The organism is Streptomyces sp. NPDC002676, assembly GCF_053592455.1.
The window spans coordinates 207,957-228,954 of record NZ_JBSFVT010000013.1 but is presented as its reverse complement, the minus strand read 5'-3'; the positions used below and the strand labels follow the sequence as shown (position 1 = coordinate 228,954).

The 20,998-nt window shown below is 71.3% G+C and carries 12 protein-coding genes and 1 pseudogene; 4 read left to right on the top strand and 9 right to left on the bottom strand.

The features are described from left to right. Nucleotides 1-1,817 (bottom strand): annotated as a pseudogene (locus tag ACWD3E_RS30150) (RHS repeat-associated core domain-containing protein); the annotation flags it as partial. A gap of 377 nt (nucleotides 1,818-2,194) precedes the next feature. On the opposite strand from ACWD3E_RS30150, the gene ACWD3E_RS30145 reads away from it, so the two are divergent. Continuing rightward, complete coding sequence (locus ACWD3E_RS30145; RefSeq protein WP_451390726.1) at nucleotides 2,195-8,359, top strand: LamG-like jellyroll fold domain-containing protein; 6,165 nt, start codon at nucleotides 2,195-2,197, stop codon at nucleotides 8,357-8,359. A gap of 77 nt (nucleotides 8,360-8,436) precedes the next feature. Here ACWD3E_RS30145 and ACWD3E_RS30140 read toward each other — a convergent pair whose 3' ends face one another. After that, nucleotides 8,437-9,402 carry a D-2-hydroxyacid dehydrogenase family protein gene (locus tag ACWD3E_RS30140; RefSeq protein WP_451390725.1) on the bottom strand — a complete coding sequence of 322 codons (966 nt, stop codon included), beginning with the start codon at nucleotides 9,400-9,402 and terminating at the stop codon, nucleotides 8,437-8,439. A 398-nt stretch (nucleotides 9,403-9,800) separates the two neighbouring features. On the opposite strand from ACWD3E_RS30140, the gene ACWD3E_RS30135 reads away from it, so the two are divergent. After that, on the top strand, nucleotides 9,801-10,298 hold the full coding sequence (locus ACWD3E_RS30135) for a transglycosylase SLT domain-containing protein (protein WP_451390724.1): 498 nt from the start codon (nucleotides 9,801-9,803) through the stop codon (nucleotides 10,296-10,298). A gap of 35 nt (nucleotides 10,299-10,333) precedes the next feature. On the opposite strand, the gene ACWD3E_RS30130 is transcribed toward ACWD3E_RS30135, so the two are convergent. The 5 genes from ACWD3E_RS30130 to ACWD3E_RS30110 are packed head-to-tail and all read right to left on the bottom strand — an operon-like array spanning nucleotide 10,334 to nucleotide 15,606. Continuing rightward, entirely contained in the window at nucleotides 10,334-11,140 is an 807-nt protein-coding gene (locus ACWD3E_RS30130; protein WP_451390723.1) for an ABC transporter ATP-binding protein, read from the bottom strand. Then, a complete protein-coding gene (locus tag ACWD3E_RS30125) occupies nucleotides 11,137-12,123 on the bottom strand; it encodes an ABC transporter ATP-binding protein (protein ID WP_451390722.1) in 987 nt (328 codons plus the stop codon). Before ACWD3E_RS30125 ends, ACWD3E_RS30130 begins: the two co-directional genes overlap by 4 nt. 5 nt (nucleotides 12,124-12,128) lie before the next feature. Beyond that, complete coding sequence (locus tag ACWD3E_RS30120; protein ID WP_451390721.1) at nucleotides 12,129-13,028, bottom strand: ABC transporter permease; 900 nt, start codon at nucleotides 13,026-13,028, stop codon at nucleotides 12,129-12,131. After that, nucleotides 13,025-13,978, bottom strand: coding sequence for an ABC transporter permease (locus ACWD3E_RS30115; RefSeq protein ID WP_451390720.1), 954 nt, complete (start codon nucleotides 13,976-13,978; stop codon nucleotides 13,025-13,027). Before ACWD3E_RS30115 ends, ACWD3E_RS30120 begins: the two co-directional genes overlap by 4 nt. Further along, entirely contained in the window at nucleotides 13,975-15,606 is a 1,632-nt protein-coding gene (locus ACWD3E_RS30110; RefSeq protein WP_451390719.1) for an ABC transporter substrate-binding protein, read from the bottom strand. Before ACWD3E_RS30110 ends, ACWD3E_RS30115 begins: the two co-directional genes overlap by 4 nt. A gap of 130 nt (nucleotides 15,607-15,736) precedes the next feature. On the opposite strand from ACWD3E_RS30110, the gene ACWD3E_RS30105 reads away from it, so the two are divergent. Beyond that, nucleotides 15,737-16,861: a LacI family DNA-binding transcriptional regulator gene (locus tag ACWD3E_RS30105; protein ID WP_451390718.1), complete on the top strand. Its 1,125-nt coding sequence runs from the start codon at nucleotides 15,737-15,739 to the stop codon at nucleotides 16,859-16,861. Here ACWD3E_RS30105 and ACWD3E_RS30100 read toward each other — a convergent pair. Next, entirely contained in the window at nucleotides 16,828-18,462 is a 1,635-nt protein-coding gene (locus ACWD3E_RS30100; RefSeq protein WP_451390717.1) for an amidohydrolase, read from the bottom strand. The genes ACWD3E_RS30105 and ACWD3E_RS30100 overlap by 34 nt on opposite strands. 94 nt (nucleotides 18,463-18,556) lie before the next feature. Between ACWD3E_RS30100 and ACWD3E_RS30095 the strand changes: the two genes are divergently transcribed. Beyond that, on the top strand, nucleotides 18,557-19,267 hold the full coding sequence (locus ACWD3E_RS30095) for a TetR/AcrR family transcriptional regulator (RefSeq protein WP_451390716.1): 711 nt from the start codon (nucleotides 18,557-18,559) through the stop codon (nucleotides 19,265-19,267). Between the two features lie 30 nt (nucleotides 19,268-19,297). Here ACWD3E_RS30095 and ACWD3E_RS30090 read toward each other — a convergent pair whose 3' ends face one another. Continuing rightward, a complete protein-coding gene (locus ACWD3E_RS30090; protein WP_451390731.1) occupies nucleotides 19,298-20,986 on the bottom strand; it encodes an IclR family transcriptional regulator domain-containing protein in 1,689 nt (562 codons plus the stop codon). Between the last annotated feature and the right edge of the window lie 12 nt (nucleotides 20,987-20,998).

Below are 20,998 nucleotides of genomic sequence, written 5' to 3'. Positions count from 1 at the left end.
AAGGACTGGGTGAAGCTGTACTTGTCGACCTGCTTCGTCGCCCCACCGCTCTGGATCTGCGTGGTGATCGACGTCAGGCGCTTACGCGACCAGAAGCTCGGCCCGTGGGTGGTGCAGTTCGTTGAGCCGGACGTGCAGTTCAGGTCGATCGGCACGTCCGGCCAGTACGCCGCGTTGGCGACCGTGAACTGGCTGTCCGCGCAGGTGTTGCCCGCGGGAGTGCCCGCGATGCAGCGCTCGGCCGTGCCGAAGAGGATCTGCGCCGGCGCGGTACCCGAGTAGATCGTCGAGGACGTCATGCCGTAGTCGATACGCGCCAAAGTGCCGCCGCGGGTGTAGGAGACCGCGGTGTCCTTCATGTCCGCGCCGTAGTAGCCGGTCTCCGGCGTGTAGTACCAGGCGGTGGCGTTGCCATGCAGGTCGACGGCGTAGTCCAGGTTGAACCGGTAGCCCAGCGTGCAGGAGGTGGCGGCGAAGTCCGTGCTGTCCGGACACGCCGAGAACCCGTCGTGCGCGTGGTAGACCGGCATGGTCCAGACGGACTGCGTCTCGTCCTTGCCGCTGGACCAGCCCGGCAGCCGGTTGTAACCGAAGAAGTACTGCACGCCACCCTGGGTGACCTTGAAGTACTCCTTGTTGTCGGTGCCGTTCGTGGCCGACCCGGTCAGGTCCTCGATCTTCGTGGTGCCGTCGTCCTGGGCCGGGTGGAAGGTCTTGGTGGTGTCGTCGTAGACGATCTGCGTGGACTTGCCGTTCAGCGACAGGGTCAGGATCTGCCCCGCCCAGCACTGGTCCCCGTCGTTCTTGGGCGCACCCGAGGACGAATCGTCGCTGCACGCCTTGTAGGTGCGCTCGACGAAGCTCTCCGTCGTGGACCAGCCGTCACCCAGCCACGAGGACTGGTTGTTCGTGCCCTCCGTGCGCGCGTCCTGGCCCGAGGAGTCGTACGACAGGTCCACCTTCGGGGGCGAGCCGCCGATCGCCGCCGGAACCGTGATCGGGTAACTGTAGGTGAATGCACCGGTGTTGCCGGAGGTCGACCACGTACCCGACGGCGACAGGCTCGTCGCGGAGTAGTCACCGGACGAACCCGAGGTCCCGGCTGTTGCAGCCATGACAAGCATCGAGGAGGCGGCGGTCTTCGCCGGCACGGAGACCTGGGCGGACAGCGCCGCACCGGCGGCGGTGCGCACCGGCGTCTGCTTCTGACACTTCGCCGACTTCGGGGTGTGCAGGGCGCATTGGGGCAGCTGGACCAGGTGCAGACGCGCGCCGAAGTCACCACCGAAGGCGTAGCGGAACGACGAGTCGTCCACCCGCACGGCAACCTTGCCGCCTCCCGGGCTGGTGCGTTGCAGCGTGAAGAGCACACCGTGGACACCGAGGGCCCGCGCGGTCTTCTGGTCCAGCACCGTCACCCGCACGCGCTGTGACCCGGTGACGGCACTCGCCTGGGGCCGTGCGGCAGCGGCGGCGCCGAGCAGGACAGGGGTGCTGCCGGCCCGCACCTGCGTCGCCTTGGCGGACAGACGCGTGGAGGCGGCGGCGACGGGCAGGGTGACCTCGACACTGCCCGGCGCGGGCAGCTTCACGCGCACGGTGGGGTCGTAATGCTTGAACCCCTTGTGCGCGGCGCCCTTGTGAGGCGTGGCGCGGGTGAACGGGATGTGCTTGTCATGCGGAACGGCCGGAGCCGACACATGGCGCTTCGGCGCAGAGGCCGCAGCTGATGCCAGCTGGGCGGGAAGCAGTCCCGTGAGCACCAGGGCACCGGCCGCCGCGAGCGCCGTACGGCGACGTAGATATCGGGAGCGCAAAACCCCCGGTCTGCGTCTCCACCCCGTTCTTCGCACCATGCGTGCGACCCCCTTCGCTATCAAAGAAGCACCCAAAGCCCCCTGGACTGGGCAGCTTTGAGTGCACGTCAAAAGGAGCGAGGCACAAGTCGATCTAGCCCCCCGCTTGGTCAAGGTAGGACCTCGGTTCGACAGCCTCGGCAAAGTCTTTCCAGAGGAATCACAAAGAACTCACCTTCTTCACAGGGCAAGTTGGCGCGCAACGATCAAAAACGGTCTTGTGTCGGCCAGTTGGTGATCACGAGGCGATGGACCTGATCCTTACGGCCCCTCAGAATGCACAGCGCTGCGGGCCCACGGGGGGACCGCCATAGACCCGCGAAGGAATCCCACTCTCGATGTCCGCATTTCGCACACCCCTGCGTGCGTCCAGACGTCCCTCGTCCAGACCCATCGCCGTCGCCGTGGTCGCGGCCCTGGCCGCCGGGTCACTGACCGCGACGGTGTCGGCCCACGCGGCGCCGGCTACTCCCGCCGACTCGCCCAAGTCGAAGTCGCACCACTCGCGCTCCCAGTCCGCCGCCAGGCGTCTCAATCCGACGGAGTCGGCCTCCGCCCGCGCAAAGGCGACCGGCAAGCCGGTGACCATCGATCAGCTCACCGACACGGGAACGGTGGTGGTGGCCAACCCGGACGGTACCTTCACCCGCACCGACTCCTCGATGCCGCAGCGCACCCGGCAGCACGGCAAGTGGGTGCCGATCGACACCACGCTGTCGCAGCGGGCGGACGGGACCTGGGCACCCAAGGCCGCCGTCACGGACGTGGCCTTCTCCGACGGTGGCTCCGGCGCGCTGGTCACGATGCGCAACGGCAAGCACCGACTGGGCTTCTCCTGGCCGGGCAAACTACCGAAGCCCATCGTATCCGGTGACACCGCCACGTACCCGGAGGTACTGCCCCAGGTCGACCTCCAGCTGACCGCGGACGCCTCCGGCTACTCCTCGATCCTGGTGGTCAAGTCGCCCAAGGCGGCGGCCGATCCCCGCCTGCAGCGCCTCGCGTTCAACACCACGTCGGCCGACCTCAGGCTGAGCCCCACCCGCAACGGCGGCGCGCAGGCCACGGACAAGGGCACGGGCCAGACGGTGTTCCACAGCGACACCGCGCTGATGTGGGACAGCGCCGGCCACCAGGCCGCCGACACGGCCCCGGGCCGCACGGCGACCGTCTCGGCCGCACGCGCCGAGCACAAGTCCGCGGTCAAGACCGGCAAGCACCGCGCCCAGGTCCGGGTGACCCTCAAGGGCGGCAAGCAACTGCTCGGCCTGGACAAGAAGCTGCTCACTTCCAAGAGCACTTCCTACCCGGTCTACGTGGACCCGGAGTGGAGCGGCAGGCCGTCCCAGCTGGACTGGGCGCGGATCTCCGACAACGGCTGGAACGTCTACAACTCGACGTCCACCACGGGTGAGACCAACGCCCGCGAGGGCTGGGACAACAACACCCCCGGCAACGGCGAGCGCGCCCGCACCTACTACCAGATCAACACCGGCGGCATCAAGGGTGCCGTGGTCAGCCATGCCTCGCTCTTCGTGAAGGAGCTCTCCGCCGCCTCCTGCGACGACACCCCCGCCGCCGTCTACGGCACCGAGCGGCCCGCGGGATGGGGCTCCTCCTCGCTGTACTGGGGCCACGAGCCCGGGGGCCGTACCGGCTCGCTCGGCACCAACCCCAAGAGCCATGAGGCCGGCACCTGCCCCGTCACCGACGGCGCCCACTCCTGGGTCAGCCCGCCCTCCCTGGAGTTCGACGTGACCTCCCGGGCGCAGAGCGCGGCGGCCGGCGGCTGGAAGAGCATGACGCTCATGGTCCAGTCGCCCGACATGAACGACCCGCACCAGTGGAAGCAGCTCGCGTTCGGCGGCGGCGCCACCATGTCGGTCACCTACAGCTACCGGCCCAAGCTCAAGAACGGCACCGGCACCCCCGCCATCAAGCCGTCCTCGGTGAGCATGGGCAAGACGATGACCACCACCCACACCCCGACGCTGTCCGCGCGCGCGGTCGACCCCGACCTGGCCGGCGGCAGCGAACTGGTGCGTATCCAGTACAACGTCTACAACTCCTTGGGCACCCTGGTCGGTCAGGGCTTCGGCCCGGGCCTCGACTCCAAGAAGCGTGCCCGGTACAACACCAACGGCAGTGACTGGACCACCCCGTACCTGGCGGACGGCGCCTACACCTGGAAGGCCACGGCGCAGAACGCGGCCGGCTACTGGGTGGGCCCCGGCTCCGGCATCTGGACCAAGACCCAGTCCTTCACGGTGGACACCACTGCGCCACCCGCGCCCACGGTGACGTCCAGCCAGTTCCCGGCGAAGCAGATCGGTGCCGCGTACGGCGACAAGGGCACCTTCACGATCAGCAACAACCACACCAACAACATCACCGGGTACCTGTTCTCGCTGGACGGCACGCTAGGCAACACGGTGTACAGCAGCACCGTCACCAAATGGACGACGACCACGACGATCGTCCCGGGCAAGCCGTACTACGTCAGCTCGGACAACGGCCCCGGCACCGGCACCGCGGTCATCAACGGCAGCGCCTCCCCCGCCTTCGCACCGGCCAAGGCAGGACCGCACACCCTGTACGCCAAGGCCGTGGACCAGGCCGGCTCGACATCCATCGCGCAGACGTCCTACGCCTTCTACGCCGGCACCAGCACGCCGACGTACGCCTACGGCGACAAGATGATCAGCGGCTGGACGGCGACCAACGCGGACAACACGACCACCGTGGTGCCCAAGGCGACCACGACCAGCACCGGTGGTCAGCTGATCAGCCAGGCCGCCGGCAGCGGTTACGAGTTCGCCGACGGCTACCAGGCCATGCTCGCCAACAAGAGCACCACCTCGAAGGTCGGCGGCAGTGACAGCGCGACGTTCAGCTTCGACATCCCCAAGGACGGCCCCTGGAGCTTCGGGGCCAACCTGACCCAGGCCAAGGACTACGGCATCTACCGGCTGGTCCTGGACGCGGGCAAGCCCACCCAGTCCACGCTGCTCAGCAGCTTCGACGCCTACAACTCCTACGTCACCACCCGGTTCGTGAACCTGGGCATGCCCAAGGACGCGAACGGCTCGCTGCTCACCCTCAAGCAGGGCGTGCACACCCTGACCCTCACCCTGACCGGCAAGAACCCCGGTTCCACCGGCTACCAGGCGGGCATCGACGTGCTGCGGCTCGCGCCGGCGCTGAGCTGCGCGATCAACAACACCGGCAGCTGCCTGAACAACACCGCCACCAGCACCTTCACCACCACGACCGGCCCGGCCGACGCCGACGGCTACGGCAACAGCATCAACTCCGCCGACCTGACGACCGCGTCGGGCTGGCAGAGCGGCAAGACGGTGACCGTCGACGGCGCCGCCATCACGCTGCCGAAGTTCGGCACCGGCACCTACGACAACATGCTGGCCTCCGGGCAGACCGTCACCGTGCCGGGCAGCGGCGTGGTGAACACCGGTGACGCCGTGGTCTTCGTCGGCTTCGCCACCAACGGCACGGCCAAGGGCGCCACCGGCACGATCACCTACGCCAAGAACAACTGCCTGGACCCGAACGGCGCCCCCGCCGACCAGTCCTACCAGCTGGACACCGTGCCTGACTGGATCAGCGGCTCGGCCTCCACGGCCTCGGTGACCCTGGTGCACGAGAACCACAGCAACAACACCCAGACCAGCCCCAGCAGCGGCCCGAAGCTCTTCGCCTTCAGCGTCCCGCTGGTCTGTCCCGGCTCGGCCGTCAGCAGCATCTCTCTGCCGCTGTTCACCAACGGCGTCCAAGCCGGTCAGCCCGCCCTGCACATCGTCGGGATGGGCGTGCGCCCGCTGACCCTCACCGGCAGCGGATCGAGCGCCCAGCACTGGGTCGGCACCTGGTCCTCCGTCCAGGACACCGCCAAGGTGACGCTGACCAGCGGCAGCACGGCCACCGTCAACGGGCAGACGCTGCGCATCCCGGCGCACGTCAGCATCGGCACCGACGACGGCAACGGGGTCCGCATCCACCTGTCCAACGCGATGGGCACCGCGCCCGTGACCTTCGACGCGGCCTCGGCCGCCGTCCAGGACGCCACCGCGGGCGGCGCGACAGCAGCCGCGGCGCCGAAGGCGCTCACCTTCGGCGGCGCCACCTCCGTCACCATCCCGGCCGGTGGCGACGTCACCAGCGACCCGGTGACGCTGGCCGTCGCGCAGCAGGCGACCGTGCTGGTCAGCCTGCAGGTGCACGGTTCGGTGTCCGCGATGCCCGGCCATGCCTCGGCACAGAACCCCGTGTGGGTGAGCGACGCGGCCAACCGCACCGGTGACACCTCGGCCACCGCGTTCACACAGACGACGTACACCGGTCTGCCGTACCTCTCCGGCATCGACGTCACCACGCCCACCTCGGCCCCCACCGGCTCGCTGGTCCTCTACGGCGACCAGAACGTCAACGCGGACAACGCGAGCGGCGACGGCAAGCACCACCTCAGCGACGCCATCACCGGTGCCATCGTCGACGACCCCAACGGGGACGGGACCGTGGACTACGGCGTGCTCAACGCCGGCACCAACGGCTGGAGCCTGAGCAACAACCGCCTGCCGCAGATCACCAACAGCGACAACCCGAACAACGCGCTCAACCCGCTGGACCGTAATGTGCTGGCCCAGGGCAACGTGCGCACCGTGCTCATCTCCAACGGCGGCACCGACCTGCTCAACTGCACCAGCGACGCCAACACCTGTGCCACCAACGTGGAGAAGGGGCTGGCCTCGCTCAACAGCCAGCTGACCTCGTACTACACCGATGACGGTCTGGCGTACGACGCCTCCGGCCGCCCGCTCACCGAGAACGCCAACATCACCGTCTACCTCACCACCATCCCGCCGTTCACCGCCGCCCACCCGGGCACGGCGACGCAGGAGGCCGCACGCGAGCAGGTGAACAACGACCTGCTCCTCAACTACCCGACCCAGATCATCGACTTCGCCTCGGCGGTCTCCACCGACGGCACGGCCACCGGTTCGACCGTGAAGACGGCCGACCTCTACAACGGCAACCCGTCCGACGCGTACTACGCCGACCTGGCCGGCCGGTACCTGAACGACACCAACACCCAGGTCGTCAGCATGGCGCCGAACCTGATCGTGCCGCTCGCCACCGGCGGCGACACTCCCGACAACGAGTGGGACCTGGCCACCGACGGCACCGACGCGCGCGGGGACAACCCGTTCACCGCGGTCGGCGGGGCAACCTTCAACGCGGCCGGACCGGACGCGCTCAACGCCCCCGCCGGCGCCACGTCCTTCGACGGCAGCACCGGATTCCTGGAGAGCGACCACACCGCGGTCAACACCCTCGGCGACTACACCGTCTCCGCCTGGGTGAAGCTCGACTCGGCGGTCGCCGGCGCCACCGCCATCTGCCAGGGGACCAGCGAGCACCAGGCCTTCTACATCGGCTACGACAGCAGTAACAAGGGCTGGATGTTCCAGACCACCACGACCAACGACGACAACGCCCAGTGGCCCACCGCCGAGGGCGACTACGGCACCGGCGTGCTCGGCACCTGGACGCACCTGCTGGTCACCTACACCGCACCGGTCGACGGCGACCCCGGCACCGGCAAGATGTCGATCTACCAGAACGGCACCCTGATGGGCACGGCGAGCAACGTCACCCCGCAGTACGACTCCTCGCTGCCCCTGACCGTCGGCGGCTGCGTCCACACCCCCGACGCGACCACGCCGTACAACCAGTTCCCCGGCTCCGTCTCGGACGTGCAGGTCTTCCCGTACGCGATGGAGGCCAGCGAGGCGGACGCGAACAGCGTGATCGTCCCGGCCGGCTGGACCAACGGCATGCCCGAGGACGAGTGGAAGCTCGGCTCGGACGGCACCGACTCCGCCTCCCTCAACCCGCTCACCCCGGCCGGCGGCGCCACCTTCGGTCCGGACGCACCGAGCGGACTGTCCGGGAGCGTCGCCTTCGACGGAAGCACCGGTTTCCTGAAGAGCAAGCAGAGCGCGGTCAACACTCTCGGCGACTACTCGGTCTCCGCCTGGGTGAAGATCAACTCGGCGCTGGGCACCACGGCCATCTGTCAGGGAACGACAACGCACCAGGCGTTCTACATCTCCTACGACAGTGGCAACAAGGGCTGGATGTTCCAGACCACGACCGCCAACGGCGACAATTCCGACTTCCCCACCGCGGAAGGGGGCTATGGCACCGGCGTAGTCGGCACCTGGACCCACCTGGTCGCCACCTACCGGGCCCCGGTCGCCGGTGACTCCAGCACGGGCACGATGTCCCTCTACCAGGACGGCGTCCAGATGGGCGTGGCCACCAACCTCAGCCCGCAGTACGACTCCTCCCTGCCCCTGACCATCGGCGGCTGCGTGAACAGCGCGTCGGCCACGACCCCGTACATGGCGTTCCCCGGTTCCGTGGCCGACGTCCACGTCTACCCGCGCACGCTCTCGGCAACGGAGGTGAGCGCCCTCCACTGACCCACACCGACGCGGTCGGGCCCCCGCCACTCCTTCCGGGAGCGGCGGGGGCCCGCCCGTTTCCTCCAGGCCGGAGATCAGCCGCCCGTCAGCAGTCGTACGGGGGTACCGGCGAGGAAGGAGGCAATGTCCTCGACCGCTTCCGTGTAGTAGGTGCGGTAGTTGTGCTCGGTGACGTACCCGAGGTGCGGGGTGGCCAGCACGTTCGGCAGGGAGCGCAGGGGGTCGTCGGCGGGGAGTGGCTCGGTCGCGAAGACGTCGAGACCGGCGCCGGCGATCCATCCCTCCCGCAGGGCGCGCAGGAGTGCGCTCTCGTCGACGATGGCGGCGCGGGAGGTGTTCACCAGGTACGCGTGCGGGCGCATCGCGCGCAGTTCCGGCTCGCCGAGCAGGCCGCGGGTGCGGTCGGACAGGACGAGGTGGATGGACACGAAGTCGCTTCGGCTGAGCAAGTCCGTCTTGCTGACGGCAAGTCGGGCGCCGGCGTCGGCCGCTCGCTCGGCGGTGAGGTTCTCGCTCCAGGCAAGGACCTCCATGCCGAAGGCACCGGCGACGCGGGCGACCCGGGTGCCGATCTTGCCGAGCCCGAGCAGGCCCAGGGTCCGGCCGTGCAGGTCCTGGCCGACGGTGGACTGCCAGGGCCCGCCCTCGCGCAGGGCCCGGTTCTCGGCGGTGACATGCCGGGCCAGGCCGAGAAGGAGGGCCCAGGTCAGTTCGACGGGCGGGGTGGAGCTGCTCGCCGTACCGCACACGGTCACGCCCTGAGCCGCCGCCGCGGCGAGGTCGATGGAGGCGTTGCGCATCCCACTGGTCACCAGCAGCCGCAGCCGGGGCAGGCGGCGCAGCAGATCCGCGTCGAAGGGGGTGCGCTCCCTCATGGCCACGACGATCTCGCAGTCCGCGAGTACGGCGGCGAGCTTCTCCCGGTCGCCGATGTGTTCACGGAGCGTGCGCACCTCGACGTCGTCGGCGAGAGGGCTCCAGTCCGCAAGGGCGAGAGCGGCGCCCTGGTAGTCGTCCAGCACAGCGCATCGGAGGGTCATGCGGGCATTCTGCCGTTCATCCGTCGCCACGCCGGGTGTGGGTGCCCCCCTCCCGACCGCCGGATATCGGGCCCGAGAGGCCCCGGAGGCGTGAGGCGGCGCACAGGACGCAGATCACATCCGGCCCAGGATCGTAGAACCGCACCCCCCGCGAACAGCGAAGAAACCTTCCAAAACACCCAATAGCGGACATTTATCCGAAGTCGGATAGTACGTCACACCATTGCATCAAACGCCATGAGCCGCTCAGGATGGCTATCGCCGCCAGGAGCCACCAGACGGACAGGGCCAAAACCACCAGCCCCATCCGCTCCGGCCTCCAGCGCGGGCCACCGCCCCCACGCCGCGCCCCTCGCGGGCCGGCGCCGACGACGACCCCACTGGAGAGTTCCTTCCTCATGGCCACCATCACCCGCACCCGCATCGCCCGCCTCCGCAACATCACCCTCACCGGCATCGCCACCACCGGCGCCGCAGCCGCCGCCCTCACCCTGATGCCCACCGCCGCCCAGGCTGCCGAGGCCCCCCAGGTCAAGACCTCCGCCACGGCCACCATCGCCACCAACGACGGCCACGGCAACAACCTCGACGGCTGGATCAAGCAGTCCCTGCGGATCATGAAGGCCAAGGGCATTCCGGGCAGCTACGAAGGCCTCAAGCGCAACATCATGCGCGAGTCCAGCGGCAACCCCACCGCCCAGAACAACTGGGACGTCAACGCCCAGAAGGGCATCCCCTCCAAGGGTCTCCTTCAGGTCATCGACCCCACCTTCAACGCCTACCACGTCGCCGGCACGGCCAACAAGATCACCGACCCCGTGGCCAACATCACCGCCGCCGCCAACTACGCGGCCCACCGCTACGGCTCGATCGACAACGTCAACTCCGCGTACTGAGCCTTCGTCAGAACCTCCCGGCCTCGGCTCGCCGTCTACGTGGCCTCCGTCAAAGCCCTGCGCCCCGGGTCCCAGCCGCGGCGCGGCACGGAGGCGAGGAGCAGCCGGGTGTACGGGTGCTCCGGGGCGTCCAGGACGCGGGCGGTGGGGCCGGTCTCGACCACCCGCCCCGTCTTGAGCACCAGCACCGCATCGGCGATGTGCCGGACCACCGCCAGGTCATGGGTGACGAACAGGTAGCCGATACCCGCCTCGCGGCGGATCGTCGCAAGCAGGTCGAGGATCTGCGCCTGGATGGACACATCGAGTGCCGCGACCGCCTCGTCCAGGACGAGGACCCTCGGCTCCACCGCCAACGCCCGTGCGATGGCAACGCGTTGGCGCTGGCCGCCGGAGAGCCGACGTGGCAGGGCCGTGGCCTCACGGGCGCCGAGGCCGACTTGGTCGAGTAGTTCGGCGACCCGGGCCCGGCGGGCGGCGGCGTCGAGTGCCGTGTGCAGCCGGAGTACCTCGTCGAGGCAGCCGGACACCGTCACCCGCGGATCGAGCGAGAGGTACGGGTCCTGGAAGACCATCTGGATCTCCCGGGCACGGGCCAGCCGTTCGGCCCGGTTCCGGGGCCTCGCCGACCGGTCCCGGCCGTCCAGGCGGACCGTGCCGCCGTCCGGCCGCTCCAGTCCGACCAGCATGCGCACCGTCGTGGTCTTGCCGCTGCCGGACTCCCCGACGATCGCGAGTGAGGCGCCGGGCGCCAGTGTGAACGACACGTCGTCGACGGCCGTGTGGTCCCCGTACCGCTTGCGCAGTCCCTCGACGACCAGTCCCTTCGATGGCTCGGTCACAGCGTGATCCCTTCGTCGGCGCGGTGGCAGGCGGCGAGACCCTCGCCGTACGGAGCCAGTGCGGGCGTCTGTTCGCGGCAGCGCGGCAGCGCGTGGGCGCAGCGCGCGGCGAAGGCGCACCCGGGCGGCGCCTCGGCCAGCGAGACCGGGCGGCCCGGGATCGGCCGGGGGGCCGGTGCGCCCGCCTCGATGCGAGGCGTGCAGGCGAACAGGCCCGCCGTGTACGGATGGCGCGGCCGGTCGAACAGCGCGTCCGTGCCCTGTGTCTCGACGATCCGGCCCGCGTACATCACGTACACCCGGTCGCAGACGGCCGCGGCCAGTTCCAGGTCGTGGGTGACGAAGAGCAGGCCGGTGCCGCGCTCCACCCGCAGCCTGGTCAGGATCGCGATGATCTCCGCCTGGGTGGTGACGTCGAGGGCCGTGGTCGGTTCGTCGGCGACGAGCAGCGCCGGTTCGGCGGCGAGCGCCGCGGCGATGACGACCCGCTGGAGCATGCCGCCGGAGAACTCGTGCGGATGCCGGCGCAGCGCGCCGCGCGGGTCGCGGATGCCGACCGCGGCGAGGAGTTCCTCGGCCCGGGCGGTCGCCGCGGCGGCAGGGGTCCCGGCCGCGCGCAGACCCTCGGTGAGGAAGTCGCCGATCCGGCGCAGCGGGTTCACGGAGGCCCGCGGGTCCTGGAAGACCATCGCGACCTGCCGGGCCCGCAGGGCGGTCAGCTGTGTGCGGTCCATGCTCAGCACGTCGTGTCCGCCGACCCTGACCTGCCCGCTGACGCGCGCGCCGTCGGGCAGCAGCCCGAGGACGCTGCGGCAGGCCACCGACTTGCCGGAGCCGGACTCGCCGACCAGGCCGACGGTCTCCCCGGGCCGTACGTGCAGGCTGACGCCGTCCAGGATGGGCCGGGCCGCGTGGCCGGCCGCGAGGCGGACCCCGAGCCCGTCGATCTCCAGGACGGGTGCCGGTTCCGTGCGCTGCGTCATACCGTTCACCGCTCCCGCCGGGAGATCCGGTCGGCGAGCCCCTCGCCGACGATGCCGAACGCCACCACGGCGAGCACGATGCACGCGGACGGCGCGAGGGCGGGCAGCATCGCCCCCTGCTGGATGGCCGACTGGCCTTCGTTGATCATGGCGCCCCAGTCGGCGGTCGGCGGCTGCACGCCGAAGCCCAGGAAGGAGAGCGCCGCCAGGTCCATCAACGCGTAGCCGAAGTTCATCGCGGACTGCGCAAAGATCGTCGGGGCGATGTTGGGCAGCAGATGGCGCACGCAGACCGTCCAGCCGGACCAGCCCTGCACCCGGTACGCCTCGATGTACGGGCGCGCCTTCTCCTGCCGGGCGATTGTGCGCACCAGCCGCCCCGCGTACGGGGTGTAGGCCACGGCCATGGCGATCACCGGCGCGGTCATGCCCGAGCCGACGACCGCCACCAGCAGGATCGCGAGGAGCAGACCGGGGATCGCAAAGGCCATGTCCATGGCGCGGGACAGCAGCGCGTCCGCCCAGCCGCCGCGCCAGGCCGCGACCAGGCCGAGCAGCGTGCCGAGGAGCGTGGACACCCCGACGACCAGCAGCGGCCCGAGCAGTCCGGTGCGGGCCCCGTGGATCAGCCGGGAGAGGATGTCCCGGCCGGACTGGTCGGTGCCGAGCAGGTGCCCGCCGCTGGTTCCGGTCAGGCTCGCCGAGAGATCGACGGTATCGGGGTCGTACGGGGCGAGGACGGGGGCGAGCAGTGCGACCAGGACGAGCACGGCGAGCACCACGACCGAGGCGGTGAACAGCGGGCCCTGGCCGAGCATGCGAAGTCTGCCGAGGCCCGGTCGGCGGCGCAGCGCGTCGGCCGCGTCGTCGGCCGTCGGGGCGGCGGAGGGTGTGGTGGTGGTCATGAGGAGCCCTCCCCGTGGAGCGAGAGGCGGGGGTCGACGAGTGGAGCGAGCAGGTCGACGGCGAAGTTGACGAGGACGAAGGCCGCCACACTGAGCAGGGTGATCGCCTGCACCACGGCGAAGTCCTTCGCGGTCACCGACTGCACGAGCAGGGAGCCGAGGCCTGGCACGTCGAAGGCGGTCTCCACGATCGAGGTGCTGATCAAGAGGCCGGCGAGCATCGTGCCGCCGACGGTGACGACCGGGCCGAGCGCATTGCGCAGCACGTGCCGGCGCACCACGGACCGCTCCGCGACACCGCGGGCGCGCGCCACCTCCACGTGCTCGCGGCCCAGTTCGTCGAGCATCGCCGAGCGGGTCACGCGGGCGAGCAGGCCCGCGAAGGTCAGCGCCAGCGCGAAGGCGGGCAGCGTCAGGTGGTAGAGACGGTCCCCGAGGCCGGACGTGGTGCCGCCCGGTCCCGGGAACCAGCCCAGCTGGACGGAGAAGAGCGACACCAGCGCGATGGCGGTGACGAACGACGGGGTCGCCGTGGCCACGCCGGTGCCGATGAGCACCGCCCGGTCCAGCGGGCCCGGCCGCAGCGCGGCCAGGATCCCGCCCGCCACGCCGAGTACGACGACCAGCACGGCCGCGTAGCCGACAAGCAGGGCGGTGCCCGGCAGCCGGGAGCCGATGAGGCCTGCGACGTCCTGGTGGAACTGGGCGGAGCGGCCGAAGTCGCCGTGCAGGACGCCGCCGAGCCACTTGACGTACTGCACGGGCAGCGGGTCGTCGAGGTGGTACTGGGCGCGCAGGGAGGCCACGGCCTCAGGGGTGGCAGGGCGGCCGTGGAGCAGGAACGACACCGGGTCGCCGGGGGCCAGGTACAGGGCGCCGAAGACCACGACGGAGGTCACGAGCAGCACGGTCACCAGGCCGAGGAGGCGTCCGACGAGGTAGCGGGTCATCGCTTCGCGGCCCCGATCGTCGCGGCCCACGGGTAGTACAGCTGGGCGATGCCGGTGGGCGCGCCGGTGATCCGCTCGCCGAGGAAGACCGAGTAGGGCGCCTCGTACACCGGGATGATCGGCAGCTCGCGCAGCGCGATCTTCTGCAGTTGAGCGGTGAGGTCGGTGCGGGCCGCGGCGTCCGGCTCGGCGTTCGCGCGGTCGAAGGCGGCGTCGAACTCGGCGTTCGACCAGTTGCCGTAGTTCCCGAAGTCGCCGGTGCGCAGGTACTGGTAGAACTCCAGCGGGTCCGGGGTGTTGTCATAGCCGTTGGTGACGACCAGGTCGAGGCCGGCTCGGGCCTTCGGGTCGACGAAGATGCTGCTGTACGCCTCGGGGGCGACCGGCTTCAGCTCGACCTTCAGGCCGATCTCCTTCGCGGCGGCCTGCACCGCGATGGCGACGACGCTGATCTCGGGGGCCAGCGAGCTGGTGACCATGACGATCTTGCGGCCCTTCGCGCCGGCCTCCTCGACGAGCCCCCGGGCCGCCTTCACGTCGTACTTCGGCTCGGGCACCGAGTCGAAGACCGCGGCGGTCTTCTTCGGGTCCAGTGCCCAGGCCCCGCGGGCCGCGGGGGCCTTGGCGGGGACGCCGACGCCGCCGGCCGCGGCCTTGATGATGTTCTTCCGGTCGAGCGCCATGGACAGCGCCCGGCGGACCCGGAGGTCCCCCAGGGCGCCCTTGAAGTTCAGCACCGCGAGGTTCGCGGCGGCGGTGTTGGGGCCGAAGAGCAACCTGCCCTTGGCGCCGGCGCGCAGCTGCGCGATGGAGGAGGAGGGCACCAGGTACCCGCCGTCGGCCGAACCGGACCGGAAGGCGTTGGTGCGGGCGGCCGGGTCCTCGATGAAGGTGAACGTGACCCGGCCGGTCTTCGGGGCGAGCCCCCGGTCCCAGTACCCGTCGTACTTCTTCAGCGTGATGCTCTCGCCCTGCGTCCAGCGGTCCAGCGCGTACGGGCCGGTGCAGTTCACCTCGCCCTTCGGGGTTCCGTAGGTCTTGCCGGCCTTGGCGAGCGTCGCGGCGCTCTCCACGGTGCCGGGGGAGGCGGCCATCAGCTCGGGCAGCAGGACGTCGGGCTTGGACAGGCGGATCGTCACCTGCAGCGGGCCGCTCTTCTCGATGCTGGAGACGTTCTTGAACGCCGAGGCCCAGGGAGAGCCGGTGGCCGGGTCGGTGTGCCGCTTGAGGGAGGCGACCACATCGTTTGCGGTCATGACTGTCCCGTCGTGGAACTTCACCCCGGGGCGCAGCGTGTAGACGAGGGTGCGCGGGTCGGGCCGGTCGAACTTCTCGGCGAGGCCGGGCTCGACCTTCATGTCCGGGGTGACGCGCATGAGTTGCTCGCAGACATTGGCGAGCACGGTGTTCGGCGGGTAGTCGTACGCGAGGGCGTAGTCGAGCGTGTAGGGCTCGGCGTACAGGGACCAGGTGATCGAGGGCAGCGGGCCGCTCGCGGCCGGCGAGGTCGGCTCGACCTGGTATCCGGTGGAGCCGTCCGCGTTCCGCGTGGCGCCGGAGCAGGCGGTGGCGGTGGCCGCGAGTGCGGCCGTACACGCGACGAACGCGATGGTTCTGGGCATGCGCATGCAGACCCACCCCTTTACGGGTGTAGTGACGGGCGCTGGGGGATGGAGCGAGTATTGATGCGGGAACGTTCCCGCACAAGGCCCTGCGGGAACGGTTTTCCAGAGGTCACGAGGGTGGCAGCATCGACCCATGACCGATGTTTCACGGCAGGCCGGACAGTCGGCGCAGCCCTCACGGCCCACCCCGCGCGTCCGGCTCGTCGACGTGGCCCGCGAGGCGGGCCTGTCCAAGACGACCGTCTCGGCGGCGCTCAACGGCACCGGACGGCTCTCCGCGGAGGTGCGGGAGAAGGCCCGCGAGACCGCGCGCAGAATGGGCTATCGGCCCCATCCCACCGCGCGTCAACTGCGCTCGGGGCGGGCCAGGTTGATCGGTTACGTGGTGGGGGAGCTCGCCGACGCGCCGTGGACGTTCCTGGAGTCGCCCTACTTCGCCCGGCTGACCGGCGCCACCGCCGCGACCGCGCTGGAGCGCGGCTACGCCGTGGTGCTGCTGCCCGCCGGCTCCCTGCAGAGCGAGTGGGCCGAACTGCCGCTCGAAGCGGTGGTCGTCGCCGACCCCGTCGCCGAGGACCGGATCGTCGAGGACCTGCTCGCCGCCCGGATCCCGGTGTTCAGCGACCGCTCCGTGGAGGGGCGGCCCGGCGCGCACTGGGTCGACGTGGACGCCGGCGCGGCCGTCCGCGCGAGCATGGACCACCTGCGCGAGCAGGGCGCCCGGCGGCCCGCACTCGTCGCGCCCGACAGCACGACCCAGTTCCACACCGCCGTGTTCGCCGCCTACCACGTGTGGTGCGCCGAGCACCGCGTGCCCGAACGGGTCGTGCGCGCCGAGGCGCCCGGCAACGGCCCGGTCGTCCGCGCCGTCGAGACCGCCCTGGCGGGGGACCCGGCCCGCGGGGACGAGCGGCCGGACGCGCTGTTCGTCGTGGCCGAGGCGAGCCCGCCGCTCATCCTGGACGCGGCCCGCCGGCACGGCTACCGGGTCCCCGACGACCTGCTCCTCGTCTGCGTGAGCGAGGACGCGACCGCCCTGTACACCGAACCGCCGGTGACGACGGTGAGCCTGCGGCCCCACGAGGTCGCGCAGGCCGGGCTCGAACTCCTCGTCGCCGTCCTGGAGCACGGCCGCCAGGAGCCGTGCGGGACGCTCGTGCCGACCACCCTCGACGTTCGGGCCTCTTCGGTCCGGCACAGTCGGACGCACGGTCGGACGCACGGTCAGACCGCGTGGACGAGCCGGCCGCCGACGTAGGTCCGCTCGACCTTGGCCTCGGCGATCTCCTCCGGCGGCGCGGTGAGGATGTCACGGTCGAGGACGACGAGGTCGGCGAGGTGGCCGGGGGCCAGGCTGCCGGTGTCGTCGAGACCGTGCACATGAGCGGAGCCGGCCGTGTACGCGGCCAGCGCGCTGGGCAGGTCGATGCGCTGTTCGGGGAGAAAGACCCGGTCGTCCCCGGCCTCCGGGGCGCGGCGGTTCACCGCGACATGGATGCCCTCCAGCGGCGCGGGGCTGCTGACCGGCCAGTCGCTGCCCGCCGCCAGGGTCGCCCCGGCGCGCAGCAGCTCGCCGAACGGGTACTGCCAGGCGGCCCGTTCGGGCCCGAGGAAGGGGATGGTGAGCTCGTCCATCTGCGGTTCGTGGGCGGCCCACAACGGCTGGATGTTGGCGATCGCCCCGAGCCGGGCGAACCGCGTGATGTCGTCCGGGTGGACGACCTGGAGATGGGCCAGGTGGTGGCGGTTGCCGCGCCGGCCGTTCGCGGCCACCGCGGCCTCGACGGCATCCAGGGCCTCGCGCACGGCGCGGTCGCCCAGCGCATGGAAGTGCACCTGGAAGTCGAGGGCGTCCAGCTCGGTCACGTACCCGCACAGCGCCTCGGGGTCGACGAAGCTGATGCCGGTATTGGTGGTGGCGCAGCCGCAGCCGTCCAGATACGGGGAGGACAGTGCGGCGGTGAAGTTCTCCGCGATGCCGTCCTGCATGATCTTCACCGAGCCGGCGCGGAACCGGCCGTGCCGCAACTCCGCGCGCTTCGCCACCAGTTCGTCGATCTGCTCGGAGCCCCGCTCCCGGTCCCACCACAGCGCACCGGTGACCCGGGCGGTGAGCGAACCGTCGCGGGCGGCGGTCAGGTAGGCGTCCGACGGGTCGGGCATGCCGCCGAAGGAGCCCAGCAGCGCGTCCTGCCAGGCTGTGATGCCGAGCGAGTGGAGCAGCTTCTGGGCCCGCAGCAGACCGGCCAGCCGGTCCTGAGGCGTGGCGGCCGGCACCAGCCGGGCGACCAGCCCGATCGCGCCCTCCTGGAGCATGCCGCTGGGGGAGCCGTCCGCCTCCCGCTCGATCCGGCCGTCGGCCGGATCAGGGGTGTCGGCGGTGATCCCGGCCAGTTCGAGCGCCCGGGTGTTGGCCCACGCGCCGTGGTGGTCCCGGTTCGAGAGCAGCACCGGGCGGTCCGGCACGACGGAGTCGAGCAGCTGCCGGGTGGGCAGCCCGCCCTCGAAGCTCTCCATCGACCAGCCGCCGCCGGTGATCCAGGCGTGGTCCGGGTGCGTGTCCGCGTAGCCGCGGATCCGGTCCAGGTAGTCCGTGACGCCGACCGTGCCGGTCAGGTCGCACTCGGCCAGCTCCCGGCCGCCGGCGACGGCGTGGACGTGGGCGTCCTGGAACCCTGGGAGCAGCAGCTTCCCCGTCAGGTCGACGACCTCGGTGCCGGGCCCGACGAGGTCCAGCACCTCGTCGTGGCCGACGGCCGCGATCCGGTCGCCGACGACGGCGAGCGAGGTCGCCCGGGTGCGGGCCGGACCGAGCGTGAAGACGGGACCGCGGGTGAAGACCAGATCGGCTGTGGCCATAGGTGGCTCCCATGCATGAGACGGCGGACTTGGTGGGCGTCATGGAAGCGGGACGGCCGTTTACACGTCAATGGTGTTGACGTAAGGTCCCGGCATGGCCGAGCGCGTGGTTCCCGAAGGCAGGCGGCAGCGCCGCCGCCCCACCAAGCAGGGCGCCGTCCTGTCGGAGGCGCTGATCGTCGAGACCGCGTTGCGCCTCGTCGCGCAGCACGGAGCGGAGGCCATGTCGGTACGGCGGCTGGGCGCCGCACTGGGCGCCGATCCCAGTGCGCTCTACCGCTACTTCCGCAACACGGACGACCTGCTGCTCGCCCTCGCGGACGAGCTGATCGGCCGCGCCCAGGACGGCTGGACGAGCACCGGCGACTGGCGTGCCGACCTGCGCTCGATCGGGCTGCGGATCCACGCCTTGTACCAGTCGAACCCGCAGGCCGCGCTGCTCGCGGCGCATCGCACGACCGGGCGGCCGAACGAGACGCGGGCGGTCGAGAGAATCCTCGGCATCCTGCGCTCCGGCGGCTTCCCGGACCCGCTCGCGGTGCGGATCTACCACGCGTTCGTCGACCAGGCGCTCGCCTTCGCCGCTCAGGACGCCGCCGCGCTCGCGCTGCCGAAGGCGGCGCGGCACGCGGACGCGGAGGTCTGGCAGGAGGTGTATGGCCGGCTGCCGGCCGACACCCACCCGAACATCGCCGCGACCTTGCCGCTGCTCGCCGCCGACATGCGCAACAGCGGGTACCCGTACGCCCTGGAGCTGATGCTCGACGCGGTCGCGGCGCTCCGCCCGGCGGCGGACGGCGGCTGACCGGCCGTCACCCGCGGGCGGACGACGGACTCAGCCGGTGGCCACGGGCGAGAAGCGGCTCACCGCCGCCAGGTCGGCGCCGATCCGCGCGGCCGTCTCCCGCAGGTGCGGCAGCAGCACGGCCAGGCTCTCCTCCGGGGTGGCCCGGCCGGCGTGCAGGGCCACGTTCACCGCGGCGATCACCCGGCCCGTGCCGTCAACGACCGGCGCCGCCAGTGAGCGCAGCCCCTCCTCCAGCTCCTGCTCCACCCACCCGTAGCCGCGCTCCGCGGTCGCCACGACGACCTCGCGCAGCCCCTCCCTGCTGGTCACCGTGTGCGGGGTCAGCGCCTCGGGGGTGATCCGGGCGAGGTGTGCGGCCAGGTCCGGCTCGGGCAGGGCCGCCAGCAGGACACGGCCCATCGAGGTCGCATACGCGGGGAGGCGGGTGCCGACGTCGATGTCGATGTGCATGATGCGGGCGCTCGCGACCCTGGCGACGTAGCGGATGTCGTCGCCGTCGAGGACGGCCACGGATGCGGACTCGTGGACCCGTCGCACCAGCGCGGCGAGGTGCGGGGTCGCGATCGCGGCCAGGTCCAGGCCGCAGAGACGGGCGTGGCCGAGCTCCAGGACCCGGGGCAGGACCTGGAACCCGGACGCGTTCTCGTGCACGTACCCCAGGTGCCGCAGGGTGATCAGCGAGCGGCGGACGGTCGCGCGAGGGAGCTCTGTCAGCCGGGCCAGTTCGGCGAGCCGCACCGGTCCGCGTACGGCGCCGAAGGCGCGCAGCACATCCAGGCCCCGGGCGAGCGACTGCAGGAAGCCCGAGCCCAGCTCCTCCTTGAACTCGCCGCTGCCCGACTGCGCCGGCCCCTGGAGCGGCGGCGCGGCGGCGGCCGAGGTCGCCGCCGTGGCCAGGGCCGCCTCCATGGCGGCGACCGCCCGGCGCAGCGGTGGCAACGCCTGCTCGGCGAGCGACTTTGCGCAGTGCCGGCTGCTGTGACTGACCACGCTGACAGCGCACACCAGCGCGCCCGCCGGGTCCCGTACGGGCACGGCGACGGCGACGAGGCCCGGTTCGATGAGCTGGTCGTCCACGGCGAAGCCGTCCGCGCGGGCCTGACGCATCCGTACGCGGAAGGCCGCCTCGACCTCCTCGGTGACCGGTGACCGGGTGCCCGTCGGCCGCGGCGGGACCTGAGGGAAGCCGGCGTCCGCCGGGTCCCGTTCGCGCCGTGCCCGCCACGCAGCCCACCGTTTCTCGTCCCAGTCGGCGGCGAACAGCGCGCCGGGCGCGCAGCGTTCGGCCGGCAGCAGGTCGCCGACCCGGAAGGAGATCGCCATGGCGCGGCGGCGGGCGGCCTGGGCGACGAAGCGCACCCCGTCGCCGTCCGGGACCGCGACCGACACCGACTCGTCCAGTGCGTCGGCGAGGGCGAGCGCGTGCGGTCCGAGGGCGTCGGGGAGGCCGGAGGCGGCCAGGTAGGCGTTGCCGAGTTCGGCGGACCGCGGGGCGAGCAGCAGGTCCCGGCCCTCGGCACGCAGGACGCCGAGGGCGACGAGCGTGGTGGCGACCCGGTCGACCGTCGAGCGGGCCAGACCGGTCGTACGGGCCAGGTCCCCCGGGCGGTGCCGGACTTCGGGTCCGGCGGCCACGGCGCGGAGCACGGCGAGCCCCCGCTCCAGCGGCCCGACCAGTTCGTCGGGCGCCCCCGGGACCTCGGCGGACTGCGACATGGTCTGGCCTCT